The organism is Acinetobacter dispersus (assembly GCF_009884975.1).
GTDB classification, from domain to species: domain Bacteria; phylum Pseudomonadota; class Gammaproteobacteria; order Pseudomonadales; family Moraxellaceae; genus Acinetobacter; species Acinetobacter dispersus.
This window is the reverse complement of sequence record NZ_CP041970.1, coordinates 3,212,854-3,236,294: the sequence shown is the minus strand read 5'-3', so window position 1 is coordinate 3,236,294 and position 23,441 is coordinate 3,212,854. Positions and strand designations below refer to the sequence as shown.

The 23,441-nt window shown below is 40.9% G+C and carries 23 protein-coding genes; 10 read left to right on the top strand and 13 right to left on the bottom strand.

The window, feature by feature from the left end; all coding sequences use genetic code 11:
- Window positions 1-49: 49 nt before the first annotated feature.
- Both FPL17_RS14880 and FPL17_RS14875 read left to right on the top strand, forming a co-directional pair.
- Window positions 50-1,759 (top strand): tetratricopeptide repeat protein, encoded by a 1,710-nt coding sequence (locus tag FPL17_RS14880; RefSeq protein ID WP_151715404.1) that lies wholly within the window; start codon window positions 50-52, stop codon window positions 1,757-1,759.
- Between the two features lie 219 nt (window positions 1,760-1,978).
- Window positions 1,979-2,698: an SDR family NAD(P)-dependent oxidoreductase gene (locus FPL17_RS14875; protein WP_159885862.1), complete on the top strand. Its 720-nt coding sequence runs from the start codon at window positions 1,979-1,981 to the stop codon at window positions 2,696-2,698.
- 4 nt (window positions 2,699-2,702) lie between these two features.
- On the opposite strand, the gene FPL17_RS14870 is transcribed toward FPL17_RS14875, so the two are convergent.
- On the bottom strand, window positions 2,703-3,539 hold the full coding sequence (locus FPL17_RS14870) for a GNAT family N-acetyltransferase (protein WP_159885860.1): 837 nt from the start codon (window positions 3,537-3,539) through the stop codon (window positions 2,703-2,705).
- 329 nt (window positions 3,540-3,868) lie between these two features.
- On the opposite strand from FPL17_RS14870, the gene ddlA reads away from it, so the two are divergent.
- A complete protein-coding gene (ddlA, locus tag FPL17_RS14865; protein WP_159885858.1) occupies window positions 3,869-4,978 on the top strand; it encodes a D-alanine--D-alanine ligase in 1,110 nt (369 codons plus the stop codon).
- A gap of 71 nt (window positions 4,979-5,049) precedes the next feature.
- Here the strand turns inward: ddlA and pyrE are convergent, their stop codons facing one another.
- Window positions 5,050-5,700, bottom strand: coding sequence for an orotate phosphoribosyltransferase (gene pyrE / locus FPL17_RS14860; protein ID WP_004657130.1), 651 nt, complete (start codon window positions 5,698-5,700; stop codon window positions 5,050-5,052).
- Window positions 5,701-5,741: 41 nt separating this feature from the next.
- On the opposite strand from pyrE, the gene FPL17_RS14855 reads away from it, so the two are divergent.
- Both FPL17_RS14855 and FPL17_RS14850 read left to right on the top strand, forming a co-directional pair.
- A complete protein-coding gene (locus FPL17_RS14855) occupies window positions 5,742-6,566 on the top strand; it encodes an exodeoxyribonuclease III (protein ID WP_005201607.1) in 825 nt (274 codons plus the stop codon).
- A 438-nt stretch (window positions 6,567-7,004) separates the two neighbouring features.
- A complete protein-coding gene (locus tag FPL17_RS14850) occupies window positions 7,005-7,355 on the top strand; it encodes an arsenate reductase (protein WP_032857878.1) in 351 nt (116 codons plus the stop codon).
- A gap of 73 nt (window positions 7,356-7,428) precedes the next feature.
- On the opposite strand, the gene FPL17_RS14845 is transcribed toward FPL17_RS14850, so the two are convergent.
- Window positions 7,429-7,866, bottom strand: coding sequence for a DUF2147 domain-containing protein (locus FPL17_RS14845; protein WP_005147721.1), 438 nt, complete (start codon window positions 7,864-7,866; stop codon window positions 7,429-7,431).
- A gap of 204 nt (window positions 7,867-8,070) precedes the next feature.
- Between FPL17_RS14845 and FPL17_RS14840 the strand changes: the two genes are divergently transcribed.
- Both FPL17_RS14840 and FPL17_RS14835 read left to right on the top strand, forming a co-directional pair.
- On the top strand, window positions 8,071-8,982 hold the full coding sequence (locus FPL17_RS14840) for an alpha/beta hydrolase (RefSeq protein ID WP_159885856.1): 912 nt from the start codon (window positions 8,071-8,073) through the stop codon (window positions 8,980-8,982).
- 272 nt (window positions 8,983-9,254) lie between these two features.
- A complete protein-coding gene (locus tag FPL17_RS14835) occupies window positions 9,255-10,442 on the top strand; it encodes a GGDEF domain-containing protein (RefSeq protein ID WP_159885854.1) in 1,188 nt (395 codons plus the stop codon).
- A gap of 38 nt (window positions 10,443-10,480) precedes the next feature.
- On the opposite strand, the gene FPL17_RS14830 is transcribed toward FPL17_RS14835, so the two are convergent.
- The 5 genes from FPL17_RS14830 to FPL17_RS14810 form a co-directional block, all read right to left on the bottom strand.
- Window positions 10,481-11,176, bottom strand: a complete 696-nt coding sequence (locus FPL17_RS14830) for a glutathione S-transferase family protein (protein ID WP_159885841.1) — start codon at window positions 11,174-11,176, stop codon at window positions 10,481-10,483.
- Window positions 11,177-11,178: 2 nt separating this feature from the next.
- On the bottom strand, window positions 11,179-13,029 hold the full coding sequence (gene dsbD, locus FPL17_RS14825; protein WP_159885839.1) for a protein-disulfide reductase DsbD: 1,851 nt from the start codon (window positions 13,027-13,029) through the stop codon (window positions 11,179-11,181).
- 83 nt (window positions 13,030-13,112) lie between these two features.
- Window positions 13,113-13,880, bottom strand: coding sequence for a transporter (locus tag FPL17_RS14820; protein ID WP_159885837.1), 768 nt, complete (start codon window positions 13,878-13,880; stop codon window positions 13,113-13,115).
- Between the two features lie 32 nt (window positions 13,881-13,912).
- Window positions 13,913-14,458 (bottom strand): ankyrin repeat domain-containing protein, encoded by a 546-nt coding sequence (locus FPL17_RS14815; protein ID WP_159885835.1) that lies wholly within the window; start codon window positions 14,456-14,458, stop codon window positions 13,913-13,915.
- A 144-nt stretch (window positions 14,459-14,602) separates the two neighbouring features.
- On the bottom strand, window positions 14,603-14,977 hold the full coding sequence (locus FPL17_RS14810; protein WP_004803557.1) for an HPF/RaiA family ribosome-associated protein: 375 nt from the start codon (window positions 14,975-14,977) through the stop codon (window positions 14,603-14,605).
- Window positions 14,978-15,347: 370 nt separating this feature from the next.
- Here FPL17_RS14810 and FPL17_RS14805 point away from each other — a divergent pair, with 370 nt between their 5' ends.
- The 3 genes from FPL17_RS14805 (at window position 15,348) to FPL17_RS14795 (ending at window position 17,581) form a co-directional block, all read left to right on the top strand.
- Window positions 15,348-16,073, top strand: coding sequence for an outer membrane protein OmpK (locus FPL17_RS14805; RefSeq protein WP_159885833.1), 726 nt, complete (start codon window positions 15,348-15,350; stop codon window positions 16,071-16,073).
- Window positions 16,074-16,207: 134 nt separating this feature from the next.
- Window positions 16,208-16,759 carry a GNAT family N-acetyltransferase gene (locus FPL17_RS14800; protein ID WP_159885831.1) on the top strand — a complete coding sequence of 184 codons (552 nt, stop codon included), beginning with the start codon at window positions 16,208-16,210 and terminating at the stop codon, window positions 16,757-16,759.
- 81 nt (window positions 16,760-16,840) lie between these two features.
- The gene (locus FPL17_RS14795; RefSeq protein WP_159885829.1) at window positions 16,841-17,581 is read left to right on the top strand and encodes a hypothetical protein; all 741 of its coding nucleotides are present in this window, start codon (window positions 16,841-16,843) and stop codon (window positions 17,579-17,581) included.
- A 244-nt stretch (window positions 17,582-17,825) separates the two neighbouring features.
- Here FPL17_RS14795 and urtE read toward each other — a convergent pair whose 3' ends face one another.
- From urtE to urtA, 5 genes are all read right to left on the bottom strand, one after another.
- Window positions 17,826-18,524, bottom strand: coding sequence for an urea ABC transporter ATP-binding subunit UrtE (gene urtE, locus FPL17_RS14790; protein ID WP_159885827.1), 699 nt, complete (start codon window positions 18,522-18,524; stop codon window positions 17,826-17,828).
- Between the two features lie 9 nt (window positions 18,525-18,533).
- Window positions 18,534-19,361 carry an urea ABC transporter ATP-binding protein UrtD gene (gene urtD / locus FPL17_RS14785; RefSeq protein WP_004657105.1) on the bottom strand — a complete coding sequence of 276 codons (828 nt, stop codon included), beginning with the start codon at window positions 19,359-19,361 and terminating at the stop codon, window positions 18,534-18,536.
- Window positions 19,362-20,432, bottom strand: coding sequence for an urea ABC transporter permease subunit UrtC (gene urtC, locus FPL17_RS14780; RefSeq protein WP_005201621.1), 1,071 nt, complete (start codon window positions 20,430-20,432; stop codon window positions 19,362-19,364).
- A gap of 4 nt (window positions 20,433-20,436) precedes the next feature.
- Entirely contained in the window at window positions 20,437-22,059 is a 1,623-nt protein-coding gene (gene urtB, locus FPL17_RS14775) for an urea ABC transporter permease subunit UrtB (protein ID WP_159885825.1), read from the bottom strand.
- An 87-nt stretch (window positions 22,060-22,146) separates the two neighbouring features.
- The gene (urtA, locus tag FPL17_RS14770; RefSeq protein ID WP_005317301.1) at window positions 22,147-23,427 is read right to left on the bottom strand and encodes an urea ABC transporter substrate-binding protein; all 1,281 of its coding nucleotides are present in this window, start codon (window positions 23,425-23,427) and stop codon (window positions 22,147-22,149) included.
- Between the last annotated feature and the right edge of the window lie 14 nt (window positions 23,428-23,441).

Below are 23,441 nucleotides of genomic sequence, written 5' to 3'. Positions count from 1 at the left end.
TATTAGCTAGCCAATAGTTATTTCATAATTAAGTTTTAGTAGCGCGTTTATGAACATGTTCATTAAAAGCAATAAAGAAAATATTAAATTTATTTTATATTCTTTATTAATCCTCATTGTTATTATTTTCATCCACAGCAACATATATTCTTTTAACTTTACAATAAGGTTGCATGACTATTTATACTCACAATGGGTATTTAGCTATGACTATGGTTTTGTTAGAAGAGCTTTGCCTGGTGAAATATTAAACATTTTCGGGGTGGATCCAACTTATAGACATGTTCGCCTAGTATCCATTATTTTATTACTTATACTATTCTATCTTTTTTCTAGAATTACATTTGTTTTCTTCAAAAAATTAAAACTTGAAAACAAAGATGTTATCATTTTTTCATTATGTATTTTTAGTTTATCTTTTCTAACCTCTCAATGGGTAAGAGAATTATCTCGTTTTGATCATGTCGGTCAAATTATTCTGCTCACCTCTATTTTACTCATATTAAAAAATTCAAAAAATTTCATTGTTCTAGCTTTTATATTATTATCATTACCCGTAATGGCATTGACGCATGAAGCGATGCTAATATTCTTTGTTCCAACTTTGGCATTTATATATTATCAGAAATATAGAAAAATAAGTCACATTTTCCTTATTGGGATAGAGTCTGCTTTACTATTAGTAGCAGTAGTGATCTATGGAAAGATGTCTCCATTCCAAGTTAACTCTATCATTAAAACCTTTATGTATTACGACCATTTTCAATCTTATGCTGTCAGCACGTCGCTACTGACTTTAAAAGAAAATTTCGTAACAAACTATCAAACATTTTTTGAAACCAAAGCATATTTAAAAATATTTTTTACATTCCTATTTTGCTCACCTGTACTTTTATTTATTAAAAAATGCACAGACAAAAAAACGTTTATTCTCATCTTGTTTTTTTCAGCATCTCCGTTGGCGCTAACCTTAATAGCATTTGATTATATTAGATGGATTGCACTATTCTTATTTAACTTGTCTGTAATATTCATGTCATTAGCAATAATGAATAAAATTGACAGAAATTTAATTACATCAAACTTCATGAGTTTTAAAAAGCTCATATACTCTTATGCTCTTGTTTGCTTATTACTTGGCCCTTTAGGGATAGGCAATACCTTTATCAACTTCTATGAAGTAAACTTCCCTTGGGAAAAAAGAGAACAATGGGACCAAGACTTACTTGTTAAATTGAATGATCCAATCCCCTTATCTAATATTAGGTTAAGTATTGATGATGTTAACTCAATTACACAACTTTACTTTTTAAACCAAGAAAAAGTTAAGCAAGAGAAGATAAACAAAGCTGTTATTCGTTACTATATCAAAGCTTCAAATGAAGGAAATAGTGACGCCCAAAATACTCTCGGTTTTTTCTATTTCTATGGGATACATACATCTATAAACTATTGCTCGGCTTTAGAAATGTTTAAAATGGCTGCCCAAAATCAAAACAAGCATGCCTTATATAACTTATCTACTTTATATAGAAATGGAATTTGTGTCGAAAAAAACATTAAAAAGGCGAATAATTTATTAGCACAGGCCTCTTTACATGGAAATGACTTAGCTAAATTCATGTTAGCTATTAATTATTTACATGGTAAAAATGGGTTTGTTAAGAATAAAAAAGAAGCCTTGAAAATATTAGCTGAATTAAAAGGTAAAGGAAATTTACCAGCAGAAATTTCGTTGGAAGTACTTAAACTAAAATAACATCCAATATCTAAGTTTAACAGCAAGCCGTTCTAGAGTTCAGTACACTGGAGCGGCTCGCTGGTAATTTTTATTTTTTAAACCATTATCAGCCAGAACCAATCAAATAAATTAAATAAGCAAGCCTCAGATATTTTTATAGCCCAAACTTAGCTCTTGACCTCAATCTAAGTTGAGTTTTTATAGTTGTCCCTTAATCTACAAAATACGGATAGATAAATGGATAACTTGAATAAAACATTTCTCATATACGGCGTCAGTAAGGGACTAGGGAAAGCCATTGTTCAAGCTGTGCCAAAGCCAACAGATACCATCTATGGTGTATCTCGCACCCAACCACAAGAAATGCCGAATTTAAACTGGATTCGTGCTGATCTTTCTAAATCTGAACAAGCTGTAAGTGATATAAAGACGACAATTAGGCAGCAAAAAATTGATGTGCTGATTTACAATGTCGGCATTTGGGAACAACAAGCTTTTAGCAATGATTATAATTTCGAAGATGTTTCTGCTGCTGAAATCAACCAAATCATCAATACCAATATCACCACCTGTATACTGTCGGTTCAATCATTGATCGAAAATCTCAAACTCTCCGACAATGCCAAAATTATTCTCATCGGTTCCACTTGGGCTGTTGATAATCATAACGGTAAAGAGCTTGTTTTCTCCGCAACTAAATTTGCGTTAAGAGGCATTGCGCAATCCCTTCGAGAAATCTTGCGTGAACACCTGATTGGGGTCAGTGTACTGAACTTAGGCTACCTTGCCAGCGGATATGAAATAGATAAACCCACTAAAGACGTTTTAGAACAAACCGAATATTCCCTTATCCCTTTAGCCGATGTGATTCAGGCAATTCATTTTATTATTTCAACCAGTAAAGCAAGCTGTGTTAAAGAAATTTTGATGCCTGCAATGTTGGACACAAATGTTTAGCTGTTTATGAATACCCTAAATAGCCGACATAAGATGAGCCAATGTCTTCAAAGCCCATTTGGTGATAGAGTTTTATTGCTGGGAAATTATCGATGTCGACAATCAAATGTGCGATGCGTCCACTCTCAACGATTTGGTTGATTGCAAACGCTAATACACGCTCAGCATAACCCTGCCGTCGATATTCAGAAAAGGTGTAAGTTCCGCCTATACTGACCAGACGATGAGTTTCAATCCCGAATCGGACGATAGAGACAATTTGACCATCAACTTCATGCACAACAACCTTAGCCTGCTGAATAAGCACATTCCAATCAGATCTTTCATCTACCGAACGTTCTTGATTGTATAAGTATTGATATTCAATTAGGCGAGGAATATCTGATGTCATGGCAAAACGGCCACTCGCCTGTGGGAGGCGATGCGAACAGACCATGACTGATTGATCATACTCTCGCAATATGCTCATTTGATGCCCCATCATAGAACGCAGTATATCTCGCCCAAAAGACGTAGTAATAATACGATGGGGTTGAAGTTTAACAATCGTTGAACAAAGTAATCCAGCGGAGGAGCTTGCCTCTGGCAACCAAAAACAAGCACCACCAGCCAAGACCACAGCAACACCCAACAAGACATTAGGCTGATTTGAATCATATAGTCTTAACAGTTGCCACTGTGCATCAATGCCTTGTGTACGATCAAGAAATACAGTGATCCCAAGAGAGTGATAAAATTGAGCATCCAGCCATTGAAAAATGAGTAGGCGCTCACTTTGAGATGTAAAAGATCCTCTTATAATTTTCACATCAGGATTTGCCTGCTCAATCTTGTTTTTCACTTTTCTTTTCTCTAACTCTGGTTATATCAATTTGAAACAAATGAAAATATCTGTGATATCCAAGCTAAGTTAATTTTCAACAATATGCTAAATATTTTAATTCTTTATTTTATTAAAAGATTATTGAGCTTTAGCTAACCTAGAAATGAAGAAAAATATGTCGTAACCATTAGTAATCAATCATTCTGTAATGGCTTCCCTTCTCCCTTGATATTCAGATAAATTTAGCTAAGTGTCACAAATATTAATCATGATGTTACATCATTCAGAGGTACATTAAGGTTTGGTTTTTAGCTGAAAATTTAGTAAATATTTAAGGAAATATAGGAATGCAGAAGAAAAATATTGGCATTATATTTGGGGGGAAATCTACCGAGCACGAGGTTTCGCTTCAGTCTGCAAGAAATATTGTTGATGCGATAGATCGAGAAAAATTTGATGTGACATTAATCGGTATCGATAAAAATGGAATATGGCATCTGAATGAAAGTACTCATTTTTTATTAAATTCAGACAATCCATCTCTCATTTCACTGCATCAATCAGGACGAAATATTGCGCTCATTCCAGGGAAAAATGAAAAACAAATCATAGAGTTTCAAAACAAAACGCTATCGCAATTGGATGTGATCTTTCCGATCGTTCACGGAACACTTGGAGAAGATGGCTCATTGCAAGGATTGCTAAGAATGGTGAACCTTCCATTTGTTGGTTCTCAAGTCCTCAGTTCTGCCATGTGTATGGATAAAGATATAACCAAAAGATTATTAAGAGATGCTGGCTTAAATATTACCCCCTTCATAAAGCTAACGAAGAAAAATAGAAAAGATATAAGCTTCGAAATTGCAAGTTCACAATTAGGCTGCCCATTATTCGTTAAACCCGCTAATCAGGGTTCATCAGTAGGTGTGAGTAAAGTCAGCACTCAAGATGAATTTGAAACAGCTCTAGATACTGCATTCATTTACGACAATAAAGTTTTGATTGAGCAAGGAATTGATGGCAGAGAAATAGAATGTGCCGTTATCGGCAACAGTGAACCTTTGGCGAGTGTTTGCGGAGAAATTGAACTGGAAGATAGCTTCTATTCTTACGACACAAAATATATTAATGATAAGGGTGCAACAGTAACGATACCTGCAAATATATCGGATGAAATCAGTCAAAAAATTAGAGAGATCTCCATCAAAGCCTATGAAGTTTTGGAATGCACTGGACTCGCAAGGGTTGATGTTTTTTTAACAAAAAATGGAGAAGTTTTTATTAATGAAATAAATACCTTACCGGGCTTTACCAATATAAGTATGTTTCCAAAGCTATGGGAAGCGAGTGGGTTAAATTACTCTGACCTCATTACCCGTTTAATAGAATTAGCGATTGAACATCATGAAAATAATGCTCAGCTACAAAATACAGTTTCTTTAAACAAGAAAGAGTAATCGTATTTTCCCGCTCAAAACCAAAGAATAAAAAAGGAAGCCTTCGCTTCCTTTTCGTTTACATCTAAAACTTAGATGCCATATTTTTCACGATAAGCCTGCATATTGGCTAAAGCGTCTTTTTCGCCTTTTGCATCCAAATAATCCATCAAATCTTTCATGGTGATCAATGCATGAACTGGAATTTCGAGTTCTTTTTGCACTTCCTGAATCGCAGAAAGCTGACCTTGACCACGTTCTTGACGATCTAACGCCACCAATACACCTGCAATTTCAGCACCTGCATTTTTTAAGATGGTCACAACTTCACGAATCGCAGTGCCCGCAGTGATCACATCGTCAATGATCCAGACTTTTTGACCTGCAACCGATGCACCTACCAACACACCGCCTTCACCGTGATCTTTGGCTTCTTTACGGTTAAAGCCCCAAGGTACACTTTTGCCATGCACTTGAGACAATGCCACAGCTGTTGCTGCGACAAAAGGAATCCCTTTATACGCTGGGCCAAAAATCACACCGACATTGTCACACTGTACCAGTTTGTCGGCATAGCCTTGCGCTAACAAAGACAGTGCTTCACCATCGTTTAACAAACCTGCGTTAAAGAAATAAGGACTGACACGGCCTGATTTTAAGGTAAACTCACCAAATTTAAGCACTCCACGTGATAATGCGAGTTCGATAAAAGCTTGCGGATGAAATGACACAGGCGTTGTCATATAAAGTGCTCCAAATTCTTCAATTGAGGTTAAACAGACGTATGATACCAAAGGATAGCTATCCAAGTGATGTAAAAATTCTTCGAGTCGTTTCAATTAACGTAAATGGCTTGCGCTCATCAGTTACCAAAGGTCTACTCGAATGGCTAGAACAGTCGGGTGCTGATGTGGTTTGTATGCAAGAAAGTCGCATTACCCATGAACAATGGACCGATAAATTTAAACCTGAAGGTTGGTATACCCACCTGTTCCCTGCTGAACGTGCGGGCTATGCAGGTACGGCGATTTATAGCCGTCTGCCATTCGTTTCAGTGAAAGATGGTTTAGGCTTTGAACTGGCTGATTCTCAAGGACGTTTTACGACTGCTGAATTTGATTTAGGGCTGTCACAAACTGTTCATATTGCCTCGCTATACTTGCCATCAGGATCAAGCGGTGACGAAGCGCAAGCACGCAAAGACGTGTTTTTACAAGAATACGCCAAAATACTCAAACAGTGGCGAGATGAAAATAAATCAATCATCGTCTGTGGGGATTACAATATCGTGCATAAACGCATCGATATTAAAAACTGGTCAGGTAACCAGAAATCTTCTGGGGTACTGCCACATGAACGTGCTTGGCTCGATCATATGTATGATGAGTTAGGTTATGTGGATACTTTCCGCGAAGTTCGCCCTGAAGCAGAATTGTATTCGTGGTGGTCAAATCGTGGTCAAGCACGTGCGAAAAATGTTGGGTGGCGTATTGACTACCATTCATGCTCTCCAGACTGGAAAGCACGTACAACAAATGCATGGGTCTATAAAGAACAATGGTTTAGTGACCATGCACCCGTGATTATCGACTATAAAATACACGAATAAGTGAACACATGTTCACTTTGATCGCTTCTTTAGCTTACATAACTTGTCGCTTTTGTGTATTTTTATTTCGCATCTAGAACGGCATTATAGCTTCACGGCACAGGGAAGCGGTCAGGATGACCAAAAAAGGATAGGAAGCCGTAGGAAGATAAAATAAACTTAGATTAAGTTTATTTGCAAGGATGAGACATTGGACGTTGAAATGAGACCCGCATAATCAGGAAGATTATATGCGGGTTTTCTCTTTTCTAGATATTAGATTTTCTTTCTTGGCTTTGTCTTTAGCCCTTATGCTCAAATCACATGATCATTTTTGTCATTAAATTTCTGCTTCACATATTCTACCGATCAACTTGATAAAAAATTTCAACTGGTACACCACCCTTCTTTTGCGTTAGGCTTTGGCCCATATCTTTTATTCTTTTTATGGTTTTCGGTATGTTTAAAATTTACGGCATTAAAAATTGTAATTCGATGAAAAAAGCTTTTGATGCTTTACAAGCCAAAGGCATCAATTACGAATTTCATGATTATAAAAAACAAGGTATTGATGCAGATACTTTAGCGATCTGGTTAAAAGAGATTGGCGCAGATAAAGTGCTCAATAAAAAAGGCACCACATGGCGCAAATTAAGCGCGGATGAGCAAACACACGCGACCAGTAATGAACAGAACCTGATTGAAGCCCTAATTGCTCAGCCAAGCCTGATTAAGCGTCCTGTACTGCAAACCCCACAAGGTTTTGTGATTGGCTTTGATGAAGCCACTTATCAAGCTTTATCTGCTTAAATTCTAAAAAATAAGCGGTAATAAAAAACCGAGTCTTAAGTTAAGACTCGGTTTTTTATTATTTAAATCTGGCTTAGTTGGTACGAATCCAAGTTTGGTTACGACCTAAAGCAGCGACACCGATATAACCACGTAATTTCAGCTTTTTACCACCTTCGATAATTTCAGCTTTCAATTTATAGGTTTTACCATTTTTAGGATCGATAATTGAACCACCATCGTAGTTCACACCACCGACATTTTTCAGGCCATTTACAATAGTCACGCCCTTCAGTGGTTTGTTATGGTACGTTCCTTCACATTTAGAACAAGCATTTTCCTGGCCTGCTACTAAATATTTTTGAATCGACGCCGTTAACGTTCCATCCTTTTGCTCCGTGAACTTCACGATCGCCTTTGGCTGTTTTGTTTCATCATCAATGGTCTGCCAAACACTGCCATTCAGCGCATCCGCTGCATTGGCAAAAGTTGTCAAACCGAGCAATCCAAATGCTAAAGCAATTTTCTTCATTTTTGTAATATCCTTAAGGGGTCTTTCAAACTGAAAGTATTGAGAACTTCAATCAATATTGCAATTCTTGATTATGACTATTTGGTATAACCTGAGTAAGAGTGTCGTAGTGCACATTTTTTCAGATTTTATCGTCGTGCTCAGACATAGCTTATTTTCAAGAACTTTCTTATTGCTATACTGATCTAACAATATGGAAAAATTATGAAATTTGCTACTGTTTGGAAATATTATTTTACTGAATCCTTACTTAAAGCGACGATTCGGACACCTAGTCAATTTAACTTGGCTCCAAATGCATTACGTCCGTTGCTCGATCAACTGTGCCGTCTATTTCCACAAGATTCAACAGTACAAGTCCGTCCAATACGTCTAGCTGGTGTGCGTGGTGAAGAAATCAAAGCGCAAGCAGCTGCTACACAACTGATTTTCCACATTCACGGTGGTGCTTTTTTCCTTGGCAGTTTAAATACTCATCGTGCATTGATGACAGATATTGCTGCACGTACTCAAATGCAAGTGATTCATGTCGATTATCCACTTGCGCCTGAGTATCCATATCCTGAAGCCATCGATGCAATTTTCGATGTTTACCAAGCACTATTGGTACAAGGGATTAAACCGAAAGATATTATTATCTCAGGTGATTCTTGTGGCGCAAACCTTGCCTTGGCGCTGTGTTTGCGTCTCAAACAACAGCCTGAACTGATGCCAAGTGGCTTGATTCTGATGTCGCCTTATCTTGATCTCACCTTAACCAGTGAATCACTACGCTTTAATCAAAAACATGATGCCTTATTGTCGATTGAGGCCTTACAGGCAGGTATCAATCATTATCTGACCGATAATATTCAAGCCGATGATCCACGTGTTTCACCATTGTTTGATGATTTAAAAGGGCTACCACCCACCTTGGTGCAAGTGGGTTCGAAAGAAATTTTACTGGATGACTCAAAACGCTTTAGAGAAAAAGCAGAACAGGCTGATGTTAAAGTTCAGTTCAAACTGTATACTGGTATGTGGCATAACTTCCAAATGTTTAATGCTTGGTTCCCTGAAGCCAAACAAGCATTAGCAGATATTGCTGAATTTGCACATGCGCTCGATCGTGACTAAGCAAAATAAGATCGTGTAAAAAATGGTCAGCTATGTCTGACCATTGTCACTCTTAATTCCCTTTGGTCATCATAAAATAAAATTGATTGGATATTTAGATAACAGCTGATTTTTCAAAGAATTTTTCCCGTCCTATTTTGCACTAAAAAGCCCAGAACTAGACTTTTTTCTCATTCTAAAGATGCTATTGTTATTTTAATTATCGTTCCTCAATATTTTGACGACAGATATACAGTTCCTAGGAATCTCATTGCATAAAAGGATGCATGCCAATGGTGAAGATTCGTTTTAATAGGTCAACTGACACAAAAGGATGGGGCTTTAGGCTTTCTTGGGAACATCACATTGTAGTCAATTGGACCATACTCAAAAAAAGTATTTTATTGCTGATCCTTGCAGCATTTATGAATCTGTTTTGGATCAGCTGGGATATTTTTGTCTTAATCAACCCACAGTACAATCAATGGGTGCATTTGAATCTGGTACGTTCACAATTATGGACCAGTTTGATCATGCTGGTCGTTTTATTATTGCTGATTATCCCTTGTCACCTATTTAGAGAACAGCTTTGGGCACAAAGTATTTTGCCCATTCTGAGCGTTCAGGTTTTTACTGCAATGCTGTGTCATAACAGCTATTTGGTTGGAAGTTTCAGTCCTGCCACTATGGTGGGTTATGTCAGCGTAGTCGGTGTAGGTTTGGTGCTGTTTGATCGTAGGATGGTCTACTGCGCACTCATTCCTGCAACATTTGCCTTATTGCTATGCAACTACCTCAGTATGGTTGGGGTACTGACTTATGCACCATTGTTTAATATGCAGCGGCTGAATGAAGTATCGATGCACCCATTTTGGGTCGGCAGTATGATGTTTTTCTTATTGCCGATCATGTTGGCCTGTTTATTTCTGTTTGAAATTCTGCTGACCCAATGGCGGACTCGGGAGATGACCATTCAAATCCTGAGTCGACTGGATCCACTGACCAATGTACTGAATCGACGCAGTATCGGCAGTTACTTAGAAAAGTTACATCAACAACCGGACCAGCTTTATTCGATTGTTCTGCTTGATCTCGATCATTTTAAAAGTATTAATGATCATTTTGGACATAGCATGGGCGACCAGGTGTTGGTCACTGTGGCAAAATGCTTGGCAAAAAATTTACGTGACCAAGATATTATTGGTCGTTTTGGTGGTGAAGAATTTATTTTATTACTTCCCAACACCACCACAGTACAAGCAAGGAATGTAGCTGAACGCTGCCGCCTTGCGGTATCACAACTACAGTTTATTAGCGAAGATAAGCAAGAGTTTGTAGTAAGTGCCAGTTTTGGAATCAGTAGCTCACTCAGTGCCGATGAACCGCATCTCATCATTAGCCAAGCAGATCAGGCACTGTATGCGGTCAAAGCTGCGGGACGTAATCAAGTTAAAATTTTTACCGAACTTACTGCGAGTTAGAACAATGAAGGTACAATCTGCCTTCATTGCAATATTGATTAATCTTTCAAAAACTCTTCGCGATGTTGACGATAAGGCTCATCAAAAGGTACGAACATCTGCTCTTGTCTAGCTTCGGTAATCCATTGCTGTACCGATGCCAAAGACAAGATCTTTTGTGCATAGGCTTGGCCTGATGCTGAAAGCGGTAGTTTAAAACATTCGAAGCGCATTACCACGGGTGCATAGAACGCATCCGCAATACTAAATTCACCACATAAAAAACTGTCTTCACTCGGACGTTCTGACCAGATCTGATCAATTCGAGCAACATCGGCACGCAATTGCGCATGCTCTGACCATAACTGCTTACCAATATGTGTCAGGTCAGCTTCGACATTCATGGGGCAAAGATTTCGTAAGCTTTGAAAGCCACTGTGCATTTCTGCACTAATACAACGCGCTCTGGCACGTAATGTCTTCTCTTCTGTCCACAATCTCAGTTCAGGATGCTGTTCGGCAATATATTCACAAATCGCCAAGCTATCCCAGACCACCAAATCACCATTCACAAGTGCAGGGACTTTACCCGTTGGATTCAGTTTTAGAATCTCTGTTTTAAATTCACTTTCAGGTTCAAAACTATCAAACTGAATCACATGCTCCTGAAAGGAAATCCCTACCTGTGTAAGTAAAATCCATGGACGCATCGACCACGTGGAGTAATTTTTATTGCCAATAAAGAGTTGATACATTGTTATTGTTTTCCTTTAAATAAAGCGAGTTGTTGTAATAGCTCAGCTTTTTGGAATGCACCAGTTAAACGCAGTGAGCGAATTTCTTGTTGTTGCTGATCTAGGAACAAATAAGTCGGTGGTCCTAAAATATCCCACTGTGCTAACAATGCTTGGTGTGACGCATCATAATGGCTTAAATCCATTTTAATTAAATAATAACCCGATAAAGCCTGCTGGACTTCGACATCTTTTAGAATGCGATGCTCAATCGGCTGACAAGCCACACACCAATCCGCATAGACATCAATCACAATGCCACGGTCTTTGGGTGCATTGGCTAAAATCTGCTGAAATTCATCTGCTGTTCTTGCCACATGCCATTCGGCCAATTTATCTGCCTGGACTGAACTGAGACTTTGAAAATGCTGATATTGATTAAAGGTCAATGCTGGAATCGCTAAAATCAGTAATATCGCATAGAGCCATTGCAGCTTGCTTTTCTGTGCAAACAGGCGATATGCCGCATAAATAATAAAGGCTAAACCAAGAGTTAAGCTGAGAATTTGAATCGCTAACTCTGGCAGCAAAGGGCGGATAAAGTAAATGCTCAATGCCAGCATTAAAAAGGCAAAAATCACCTTGATTTGGTTCATCCAGTCGCCTGCTTTGGGTAAAGCTTTTGCCCCCAAAACACTGGCCAACAGCAATGGTATGCCCATCCCAAAACCCAGTGTAAACAGTAACAACCCACCTTGCCATTGACTCTGTGTTTGCGAAATAAACAGTAATACCCCTGCCAGAGGTGCCGTCATACAAGGCCCAACCAACAGTGCAGAGATCATCCCCATGACGCTGGCACCAACCAGTGTGCCGCCTTTTTGATTGGACTGCATTTGATCCAGTCGATTGACCCAGTTCTGTGGCAGTTTTAACTCAAATAGACCAAATAGATTGAGGGCAAACACCACGAACAATAAGCTAAATGCAATCAGTGTCGCGGGCTGTTGTAACCAGCGTTGGAAATTCAGCCCTGCCGCTGAAGCAATCAGACCTAACACCGCATAGACCAAAGCCATACTCACGACAAACGTGAGTGCAATCGACCAAGCTTTAACACCTTTATTGTCACGCACAATCAATGAAGTCAGAATTGGTAACATCGGTAAGGAACACGGCGTAAATGCCAGTAATATCCCTAAACCCAAGAACAATAAAATGCTATAAGCCAAGGAATGCTGCTCAAGCGCACTTGACCATTTTTGGTCTTGTGCCATTACACCTGAATTATTTGAATTTGTCGTTTTTGCTGTAGGCTCAGTTTGTACTTCATCACTTGCTGCCATTTGAGCATTTAAGGTGTTAGATGAACGCGCCACATCCAAAAAGCTTTTTTGTGAATTTGCACTGACATTCTGAGCACTGACCAGACCATCGGCATCGGTCTGAAATTCAATATTTTGTGGAGGATAACAAATTCGGTCTTTGGCGCAGCCCTGCCAAGTGACACGATAATGCTGCGAGGCTTGAGTTGGAATACTAAATTCAGCTTGTTGATAATAAACTTGGCTGTGACCATAGTTCTCATCATACTGTTCTACCGCTTTCGGTAAAGTTAGTGCGACGGGCTGATTGCCCTGCTGCACTTCAAACTTATGCTGATAGAGATAATAATTTGGCTGGATCGACCAATGCAAACGTGCCTGATTCTGTGCAGTCGATTCAACCGTAAATGCAAAAGCCTGTTCAGGACTAAGCAATGGTGCGGATGAATTCTCTTGGGCGTAAGTCAAAGACCCACATAACAGCAATAAAGTCCCAAGAAAGTAACTCATCAGCGGGAAAGATTTCCCAGCCTGAACAGACATTTTCATGATTATCTCACTATCACTCTCCTGAGCCTCCCTCCCACTTATGCAGAAGTAAATTTAAGAGAATTCAGGAGCATTCATTATTGTTAGAATAAAACCGATACGCCAAAGCCACCGTTATAACTTTTTTGATCACCATTGAGATCAACGCCAATGCTTGCATCTAATTGCGTGCGATTATTCAAGGCATAAATCAGACCTGTACCGAGACCATACTCATAGTCTTGGCTCTCTGCTTTACGATAAACAAACTCTGAATAGCCTGATAATTTTCCTGCAATTTTATAATCAATCGTTGGAATGGCAGTCACTGCCCAATCACTATTCTGCGCTTCATAACGCATAGTGATCGACGTACCGATCAAATCGCTAAATTCGTAAGCAACTGCCGAAGTTAAGCTATAGATATCATCATGGTTGGTGAATTCATCATTTCCCGTTGCAATGATGGCTTCAGCCAACAATGCCATTGATAAACGATCATCTTTCAGATCAATGGCTTTTTTCAAACCAATGCTCATATCGCCTAGACCATTACTTTCTTTTTTAGTGCCTGCACGTTTGTATTGCTGCCATACTGGACCTTGCCAGCCCAATTGCAATTCCAGTCCATCGGCCAAACCAGTACGCAATAACATGTCACCATTCAGCGTCAAGGTCTTGTCTTTGACACCATCAACCTTGCCTTCTTGGTAGCTCACGCTCGGTAAACTTTGCTCCCATGCTAACTTTCCAACAGGGGTGATCCCTGTGCCCATACCCGCACCTGGGCGGTCAAAGGAAAAATCAGCCGCGAAAGCACTCGTGGTTATCATTGATGCAGCAATTAAGCTCAATGTTTGCAATGTTTTCATTCTATTCCTCGTTCTATTTCTAATGGCTTGGCTTATGCACCTAGCTCTTTTGACATTTTTGCGCCATGCTGACGTAACAATTCCAGTGTTGCACGTTCTTCTGGCAATGATTCTGACCAGTCAATTTCATCAAATTCACAGTCAAAGAAAAGCTGGCTAATAGATGATAAAACGGTTAAACCTTCTTCATCACGGGTATTTGTATCTACTTTTTCATCCAGTAAGCGTTGCACTACAGGCACGCAAGCAGAACTCGCCGCATCCCAAAGCGGACCATAGAACTCTTCTGAATCCCATAAATGTAAATTTGCTTTGGCTTGAATCAAAGCTTCTAAAATATCGATATAAACTTTGAGCTGTTGTTGCTTTTCTTCTTCAGTGAAAGGCTTGCCTGCTTCATAAGCTTCACAAATTTGTTCCCACCAAGCGAATAAACCATCGCAAACCACGGATACAGGCGGTCCTTGCTCAGGGTCAATAAAATTCGGGTCGAGTCCTTCAGCAAGTAAAGATTGCACTTGGTCCAAATCGAGTTGTTGTATGGCTTGCACCAAGGCCTGCTGTTGCTTATTTAACATGACCAGTTCTCACAATATTTTTTAATGGCTCTATTATGCCGAATATCCTGACAGGATTTTATAAAACCATCTAAAAAATCATGTAGAAATTTGATACAGGCATAAAAAAAGCCCAACAACTGGGCTTTTTCTTTAGGTTTGTGGCTATGCTTCATCATCCACTTTTACGTCATCATCGACATCAACATATTCGGGTAAACCACCACGATGGTGCTCTTTTTTCTCATAAAGATGCTCCAGACTACGTTTCAATTTATCAATCGCACCATGAATCGAGTTATCAATATTTGCTGCTTTATGTGTCACTGCGACAGGTTTCATTCCTGCTGGGCGAGCTTCAATCATACAACGTTTGTCATGATCGCCCGTTTTGTCCCCGTTTTCATCACTAATATGAACCGAAAAATGTGTAATACGCTCGCTATAACGTTGGAATTCTTGTGTAAGTTCTGCACGAACATAACTGTTTAAGCGTTCACTACCTTGAATGTTTTTATCTGTACGGATTTCAATATTCATAAATATCTTCCTCTCTTTTCTGTGAGACAGTGCTACAAAACTTTTTTCTTTGCACACTTTGAGCATGCAGTCATTCAGTGCAGTTGTATATTTTGATTATGTAAATGCTTGTTGTCTCCTCGCTTTGCATCTGTTGCTTTTCAGTATGTAAGAAGATCTTCTATAATTCCAATATCTGTCTTTCCTCGAAAATATGCAAGCTGATTTTTGACATTTTCATTAAAACTTAAAACAAAAATATTTTTAACTTTAGGGGCCATTTTATTTTGGCCTGCTATATACAATTCTTTTGTTCATTTGGTCAAATTTGGCTTTATTTTTGCTTAATACCTTGTATCCTTTACACGCCTTTTGGGGGGAGATTTTTTAAATGCAATTGAAGCAACTTGCAGCAACATGTTTATTGGTATCTACAGCAGCTTTCGCTCAGGCGAAGCCGATTTGGCAAGATTTCAGCTTGACGGGTTTGTATGGTGAAAACTACGAAGTTGTTGATGAAAAACAAACAACTATAACGGTTGAATATGCGGCAAAAGTCAAATATGCCGATGTATTTTTCTTTATGGACCGTATGCGTGGCAGCGATGACCATAAAAGCACCTATTTCGAACTTTCTCCACGTTTAAGCTTGGGTGAAATTTCAGGTCAAAAACTTGCGTTTGGTCCAATTAAAGATGTGTTGATCTCAACCACTTGGGAAAGCAACAATGATGACTTCGCTAGCTTTGACAACTTCTTGTATGGTGTAGGTTTTGATCTTGCCATTCCATATTTCCAATATGCGAATGTGAACTTCTACCGCGCCAACAATGAAAATACGGCTGATGACTATCAAATGACCATTGCTTATGCTTTGCCATTTAAAGTATCAAACGAAGATTTCTTGGTGGATGGTTTCCTTGACTGGTCAACTGGCGAAAAAGATCACGCAAGTGAACTCAACTGGACCACACAATACAAGTGGAACTTGGGTAAACACATTTCACCAGACACTCGCCTTTATTTAGGTGTTGAGCATTCTGTTTGGAATAACAAATTTGGTATGAAAAACCGTGACGAAAACAACGTCAGTGCTTTGATCAAATACCACTTCTAAGCCTTTTAGAATGTGAAAAACAGCAAGGATTTCCTTGCTGTTTTTGTTTGTATCACCGAATATAAATGTGAGCTGACCTTTGGCTCTATCCACATCATATCTGTTTATTTTGTCTAATTTGATGACCTTTGCTTATGGTTGAAAATATTGCACTTGCCCCATCTACTTTAGCTGCACATTTCCACATGCGTTTTGCCACAGCAGAAGACCTAGAACAAATCCTCGCGATCTATAATCACGAGATTTTAAATGGCACAGCCAACTGGAATGATCAGGCGGTTTCCTTAGCAGATTATCAGCAACGTTTTCAAAGCATGCAGCAACAGCACTTCCCCATGATCGTGGTTGAAGACTTGAATAGCCATCAAGTGGCTGGTTATGCCTATTACACTGCATTTCGAACCATCAGTGGTTATCGCCAAAGCATGGAACATTCTGTTTTTGTAGATCCCAGCTATGCTCGCCAAGGGCTGGGCAAAGCCCTGATGCAGCAACTGATTCATCTTGCCAAACAGCAAAACATGCACATCATGGTTGCCGCGATTGATAGTGAAAATAAAGGCTCGATTGTCCTACATGAACAATTGGGCTTTGTGCAAACAGGCTATATGCCACAAGTGGGGCAAAAGTTTGGGACATGGCGGGATTTGGTCTGGATGCAACTGCAACTCACAGAATCTCAATAAAAACCTCACTTTTACCCTACTGTCTTACGACTGAATTGTGGCTTAGAATGAAAGCAATACTTGATTTCAAAAATAGCCAAAATGATTAAAACATCTCAACTCGGTCTGTGCCTTTCCATCGCAATCGCTTCAAGCGCGAGCTTTGCAGAACTTTCTTTCGAGCAAGAATTGCAACAGGGCTGTGCCAAAGTAAAACAATATGCACAAGCAGGTAAAAAGTTTTACGATCAAAAGCAATATCTCAAAGCAGCTAAGCAATTTGAAGACCAAGCCGCATGGGCACATTTCTGTCAGCTTAATGCAGATGAAAGCGGCATTCAGATCAGTGACCGAGACATCGAAATCGCCAACAACAATGTCGGCTTGAGTTATGCCAAACTCGGCAAACCGCAATGGGCCAGAGTTTGGTTTCTCAGAGATAAAGAATCGAAAACCAGTCAATACAATTTAAAACAATTGCCCAAGCCAAAACTACCTTCTGATCTACAAGGGACTTATGTCCGAGCCAATGGTTTTGGGCAATGGGATTACATCAAGGTCAGTAAAAAGCAGAATAAATATGCGATTGCATTTGATGGCTATTACTTTGGCCTACGCGGTTTGATCTATGGCCCCAATATGGGGCAGTTTGAAACCAGCATGCCAATCAAGTCAAAACAAACCAGCTATCGCTATGAAGATTGCCAAATCAAACTTCAATTCGCCAATGATGCGAATCTTGGACAAAAAATTGAGGTTGAGCAAAGCAATGGTGAATCTTCATGCGGCTTTGGACATAATGTCTATGCAGGCGGAACATTTTATAAGGTTGAAGACAAATAAATCTAGGCTAACCATTTAATGTTCTAAATTGCATTTTCCCAACGTTCACTATCGTGATAGGCGACATGGATGTCGCCATGTTCGACTGCCTTGCGCTGCTTCCAAAGCCATGCTTTGGAATTGCTCAGGATGTAACGTCAGTCGAACAAAAGATTTTTGCTTACTTTTGATCTCTCAAAAGTAAGGTCCATCATAAAGATACATTCCTTAGAACAAGGATAAAGTAACTGTTAGCCAAGAAATACTAAATCGCCACCAACTCCCGAATCCCCTTCTCAGGCATATCCACACCCCGCCCTTGTGCAATCACCTGCCCACGCGCCATCACGGTATAAGCATCCGCCAACTCTTCAGCAAAATCATAAAACTGCTCCACCAAAATAATCGCCATCTCGCCTTGATCCGCCAATTTACGAATCACCCGACCAATATCTTTAATAATTGAAGGCTGAATCCCTTCAGTCGGTTCATCTAAAATCAAAACGCTCGGCTCTGAAGCCAACGCTCGGGCAATCGCAAGCTGTTGTTGCTGACCACCCGATAAATCTCCGCCACGGCGATGTTTCATTTCATCCAGTACAGGGAAAATTTCATATAAATGGCTTGGCACCTTACGCGTCTTAGCACCTGAAAATTTAGCCATGCCAATTAGAATATTTTCTTCTACCGTTAAAGTCGAAAAGATATCGCGACCTTGCGGCACATAAGCCAACCCCGCACGCACCCGTTGCTCAGGGGACATTTTGGCAATGTCTTTGCCATCTAACAGAATCTGCCCTGACTTAATTGGTAGAATCCCCATCAGACATTTCAACAAGGTGGTTTTGCCCACGCCATTACGCCCCAGCACCACACTACATTCACCCACAGGCGCATTAAAAGACACATCACGCAGGATATGACTGCCACCATAGAACTGATTAATTTGTTTCACTTCTAGCATGTGTCTCTCCTAACGCCCTAAATACTTTTCAATCACATCTTCATTGGCCTGAACCTCTGCCAATGTGCCTTCTGCTAAAATCGCCCCTTGCGCCAATACCGTGACTTTTTCACTGATGGTGTCAATAAAACTCATGTCATGTTCGACCACCACAAGGGTGTGATTTTTTTTCAGCTCCAGACACAGTTCAGCCGTGCGTTCGGTTTCAGCATCAGTCATGCCTGCAACAGGCTCATCCAATAAAATCAACTTCGGTCGTTGCATCAGCAACATACCGATTTCTAACCACTGCTTTTGCCCATGCGACAGTAAGCCCGCTGGCTTGTGTACAAACTCCTTTAAACGAATCTGTTCCAGACTTTCATCCAAAGCCAATTGCGCTTCTGGGTCTAAACGAGAAAAAAAGCTTTTCTTCACCCGTTTATCTCGAGGTGCTGCCAACAGTAGATTTTCCATGACAGTAAAGTTTTCAAATACCGTTGGTTTTTGGAATTTTCGACCGATGCCCGCTTCGGCAATTTGCTCGGTACTCATTTTGGCAAGATCATAGTTTTGCCCAAAAAATGCCGTGCCTGTGGTTGGACGCGTTTTACCTGTAATCACATCCATCAAGGTGGTTTTACCCGCCCCATTCGGCCCAATGATGCAGCGTAACTCGCCTTCGGCAATGTAAAGCGACAAATCATTCAGTGCCCGAAATGAGTCAAACCAGACACTGACTTTTTCCAGATACAAGGCAATACCATGGCTAAAATCCGCACCTTGCGGCTTGGCACGACCATAGCCCTCGCCAAGTTGACCGCCATGTTGAGCAGAGTCTATTAATACATCACTCATTTAATCACGCTCCTTTTTAAAACGGTCAAATACGCCAATCACACCCTTAGGCAAGAATAAGGTCACCACGATGAACAGCGCACCCAAGATCAATAACCATGCTTCTGGCGCAGCCACAGTGAAATAAGTTTTCACTGCATTGATTAAACCTGCCCCTAAAATCGGACCAATCAAAGTGCCACGGCCACCCGCAGCCACCCACACCGCCATTTCAATTGAGTTGACTGGGTTCATTTCACTTGGATTGATGATGCCTGCCTGTGGCACATACAACGCCCCTGCAATACCTGCAATCACCGCAGACAATACCCATGCCGACAGTTTGTACCACAGCGTGCGATAACCGAGATATTGCAGGCGGTTTTCACTGTCACGAATCGCGCCCAATACTCTCCCATAAGGACGATTCATCAGTTGACGCAAGCCAAGGAAGCACAACATCAACATCAACGCAGTGACAAAGCATAAGGTTGCACGCATTGGTGCAGAGGTAATATCAAAACCGAGAATGGTCTTAAAACCAGTAAAACCATTATTGCCCCCAAAGCCTGTTTCATTACGGAAAAACAGTAACGCTGCTGCAAAGGTCATGGCTTGGGTAATAATCGAGAAATACACGCCTTTGATTTTGGAACGAAAGGCGAAGAATCCAAAAATAAACGCGATCAAACCTGGTACCAGCACCACCAGTGCCAGCGCCCAAGCAATATGCTCGGTACCGATCCAATACCAAGGCAACTCAGTCCAACTCAGGAAACGCATAAAATCAGGCAGTCCGTCACCTGCGGATTGGCGCATGAGATACATGCCAAAGGCATAACCGCCCAAGGCAAAATACAAACCATGTCCCAAGCTTAGAATCCCGGCATAGCCCCAGACCAGATCCAGTGCAAGAGCCACCAAAGCCAAACACATGATCTTGCCAATCAAGGTGATCCAGTAAGCAGATAGGTAAAAGGCCGAGTCAGGAGACAACAAGTGTAGCCACGGCAACAGCAATAACACGCCAAAACACAGTGCAATCGCCACCGCGCTATAGGGCTTGTCGGCAAATAAAGAAGTGATTTTCATTGGCTTACTCCACAAAACGGCCTTTGATGGCAAACAAACCTTGTGGACGCTTTTGGATAAACAAAATCACAAGAACCAAGAGAATAATTTTTGCGAGCACTGCACCTAAACCAATTTCTAAAACCGTACCGCTAATCCCCAGTCCAAGCGCTGCCAATACCGCACCCCACACTTGCCCCACACCACCGACAACAACGACAAGGAAGGCATCAATAATGTAGTTTTGTCCAAGGTCAGGTCCAACATTACCGACCTGCGCCAAGGCACAACCTGCCAAACCCGCCAAGCCTGAACCCAGACCAAAAGCCATCATGTCAATCCGTGCAGAACGGATACCGACAGCACGTGCCATTTGACGGTTTTGTGTCACGGCTCGAACGAATAAGCCAAAACGGGTTTTATTGAGTAGGAACAGCAACAGTAATAACACTGCGACGGTAAAACCAATAATGGCGATCCGGTTATAAGGCAGCATTAAGCTTGGCGTCACCGCGATGCCACCACTCAACCATGCTACGTTGGAAACCTCGACATTTTGAGCACCGAACACCATACGCACCAATTGCATCAGAATCAGACTCACCCCAAAGGTGGCAAGCAAGGTTTCCAATTGACGGCCATACAGCGGGCGAATCACGGTGCGTTCAATCAACATGCCCATCAAGGCACTGACCAGAAATGCCGCAGGAATTGCTGCCAACAGATACCAATCGACTAATCCAGCAAAATGGGTTTTAAAAAAGCTTTGAATCACGTAGGTGGTATAAGCGCCAATCATGATGAGCTCACCATGTGCCATGTTAATTACCCCAAGCAGACCATAGGTAATGGCTAAGCCAAGTGCTGCGAGCAGTAAAATGCTGGCGGTACTTAGGCCTGAAAAGACATGGCCTGACCACTCACTGATTTGTAGTCGGGTTTTAATTTGATTGTGTGCGTCCAGCAACGCTGCCTTCAATGCAGGATTGTTTTGTGGTTGCTCTAAAGTTTGGTTGATTAAAGCGAATACGTCAGGGCGATTTGAATCGGCCAAGACTTTCACTGCTTCAAGCTTGGTAAACTCATCAGCACTGTTAAAATCCAGACGAGCTTTGAGCTGTGCTAAACGCGCTTTGACCTGATCATTTTTTTCATTCAGATAAAGCTGCTTCACCATCGCGACATCAAGTTCAGCCAAGTTATTTTCTAAAATATCAACTGCAGCTAAACGTTGAGAAGCATCTGTAGAATCGAGTTTGGCTTTGGCTTGACCAAAATTCAGCGCCTTGCGTAAGGTATTCACCAAAGTCACTTGGGATAAATCTGCTGGCCATTGTTCCAGCGCTTGCTGCTCAGGATAACTAAACAGCTTGTCATCATTTTTCAGCAAATAAGTATTGCCTGAACTATCGGTATACAGCTCATTTTGATCAATATATGCCACCAGTTGATCCAGTTGTTCAATACTGGCAGGCCATTGATTGAGCATGGCACGACGCGTCGCAAAATCGGACTTCACAAAGGTCTGAATGGCATCTTGAGAAGCTGTAGACGTCACGGTTGTTGCGGATGTGGCTTCTGCCCATGCTGGACTAAAAATCATCTGTGCCATGATGCAGAGCAGTGCCAAAACATAGTGTTTCGCCATAGAACTCCCCTTATTATTACGGTTTTAAATAGATCAAAAAAATCAGAATAGAAAAGCCTGCTGTGAATACAGCAGGCTAAAAGTCAATTATTTCGGGATATACGGGCTCCAAGGCTCTGCCTTGATGGTTTGTGCAGTTTTATAAACCACGTCGAATTGACCATCGCCGCGGATCTGTCCAATCATCACAGGTTTATGCAGATGGTGATTAGTTTCATCCATTTTTAAGGTATAGCCTGATGGGGCAGCAAAAGTCTGACCTGCCATCGCATCACGGACTTTATCCACCTCGGTAGAGCCAGCTTTCTCAACCGCTTGCTTCCACATATTGATACCGACATAGGTTGCTTCCATCGGATCATTAGTCACCACTTTGTCAGCATTTGGCAGTTTGTATTGCACCGCATATTGTTTGAATTTATTCACAAACTCAGTGTTTTTAGGATTTTTCACCGACATGAAGTAGTTCCACGCCGCTAAATGACCCACCAATGGTTTGGTGTCGATCCCACGTAATTCTTCTTCACCCACCGAGAAGGCCATGACAGGAATATCAGATGCTTTGATGCCTTGGTTACCTAGCTCACGATAGAACGGCACATTGGAGTCGCCATTGATGGTCGAGATCACCGCAGTCTTTTTACCTGCAGAGAACTTCTTAATATTGGAAACAATGGTTTGATAATTGCTGTGACCAAATGGCGTGTATTCTTCCATGATATCGGCATCAGCCACGCCTTTCGACTTCAAGAAAGCACGCAGAATTTTATTGGTAGTCCGTGGATAGACATAATCTGTACCGAGTAACACAAAACGTTCTGCTTTACCGCCCTCATCCCCCATCAGATATTCAACTGCAGGAATCGCTTGTTGATTTGGCGCTGCGCCTGTGTAGAAGATATTTTTAGACTGTTCCTGACCTTCATATTGCACTGGATAGAACAATAAGCCATTCAGCTCTTCCACCACAGGCAACACTGATTTACGAGAAACGGATGTCCAACAGCCAAAAATTACTGCGACCTTATCTTGGGTAATCAACTGACGGGCTTTTTCTGCAAATAATGGCCAATCCGATGCAGGGTCAACAATTACAGGTTCTAATTTTTTACCTAGTACCCCACCATTGGCATTGATCTCATTAATGGTCATCAAGGCGGTGTCTTTCAGTGAGGTTTCAGAAATCGCCATGGTGCCTGAAAGCGAATGTAGAATCCCCACTTTAATGGTATCGCCACTGGCTGCGGGTGCAGTTTTAGCTTCTGTTTTGGTCTGTTCTGTTTTTTCTGCTGGTTTTGAACAGCCAACCAGACCAATCCCCATCATGGCTGCCATGAGCACTGACATCGACATCAATTTGTTTTGCATCTTGTTTCTCCACC

Coding starts and splice junctions, on each gene's coding strand:
- urtD (WP_004657105.1), bottom strand. CDS start 19,361: ATGAGTGATGTATTAATAGACTCTGCTCAACATGGCGGTCAACTTGGC.
- FPL17_RS14815 (WP_159885835.1), bottom strand. CDS start 14,458: ATGTTAAATAAGCAACAGCAGGCCTTGGTGCAAGCCATACAACAACTC.
- urtA (WP_005317301.1), bottom strand. CDS start 23,427: ATGCAAAACAAATTGATGTCGATGTCAGTGCTCATGGCAGCCATGATG.
- FPL17_RS14800 (WP_159885831.1), top strand. CDS start 16,208: ATGGTTGAAAATATTGCACTTGCCCCATCTACTTTAGCTGCACATTTC.
- FPL17_RS14850 (WP_032857878.1), top strand. CDS start 7,005: ATGTTTAAAATTTACGGCATTAAAAATTGTAATTCGATGAAAAAAGCT.
- FPL17_RS14820 (WP_159885837.1), bottom strand. CDS start 13,880: ATGAAAACATTGCAAACATTGAGCTTAATTGCTGCATCAATGATAACC.
- FPL17_RS14855 (WP_005201607.1), top strand. CDS start 5,742: ATGATACCAAAGGATAGCTATCCAAGTGATGTAAAAATTCTTCGAGTC.
- FPL17_RS14830 (WP_159885841.1), bottom strand. CDS start 11,176: ATGTATCAACTCTTTATTGGCAATAAAAATTACTCCACGTGGTCGATG.
- FPL17_RS14795 (WP_159885829.1), top strand. CDS start 16,841: ATGATTAAAACATCTCAACTCGGTCTGTGCCTTTCCATCGCAATCGCT.
- FPL17_RS14880 (WP_151715404.1), top strand. CDS start 50: ATGAACATGTTCATTAAAAGCAATAAAGAAAATATTAAATTTATTTTA.
- dsbD (WP_159885839.1), bottom strand. CDS start 13,029: ATGAAAATGTCTGTTCAGGCTGGGAAATCTTTCCCGCTGATGAGTTAC.
- FPL17_RS14875 (WP_159885862.1), top strand. CDS start 1,979: ATGGATAACTTGAATAAAACATTTCTCATATACGGCGTCAGTAAGGGA.
- FPL17_RS14810 (WP_004803557.1), bottom strand. CDS start 14,977: ATGAATATTGAAATCCGTACAGATAAAAACATTCAAGGTAGTGAACGC.
- urtC (WP_005201621.1), bottom strand. CDS start 20,432: ATGAAAATCACTTCTTTATTTGCCGACAAGCCCTATAGCGCGGTGGCG.
- FPL17_RS14840 (WP_159885856.1), top strand. CDS start 8,071: ATGAAATTTGCTACTGTTTGGAAATATTATTTTACTGAATCCTTACTT.
- ddlA (WP_159885858.1), top strand. CDS start 3,869: ATGCAGAAGAAAAATATTGGCATTATATTTGGGGGGAAATCTACCGAG.
- FPL17_RS14835 (WP_159885854.1), top strand. CDS start 9,255: ATGGTGAAGATTCGTTTTAATAGGTCAACTGACACAAAAGGATGGGGC.
- FPL17_RS14845 (WP_005147721.1), bottom strand. CDS start 7,866: ATGAAGAAAATTGCTTTAGCATTTGGATTGCTCGGTTTGACAACTTTT.
- pyrE (WP_004657130.1), bottom strand. CDS start 5,700: ATGACAACGCCTGTGTCATTTCATCCGCAAGCTTTTATCGAACTCGCA.
- FPL17_RS14805 (WP_159885833.1), top strand. CDS start 15,348: ATGCAATTGAAGCAACTTGCAGCAACATGTTTATTGGTATCTACAGCA.
- urtB (WP_159885825.1), bottom strand. CDS start 22,059: ATGGCGAAACACTATGTTTTGGCACTGCTCTGCATCATGGCACAGATG.
- urtE (WP_159885827.1), bottom strand. CDS start 18,524: ATGCTAGAAGTGAAACAAATTAATCAGTTCTATGGTGGCAGTCATATC.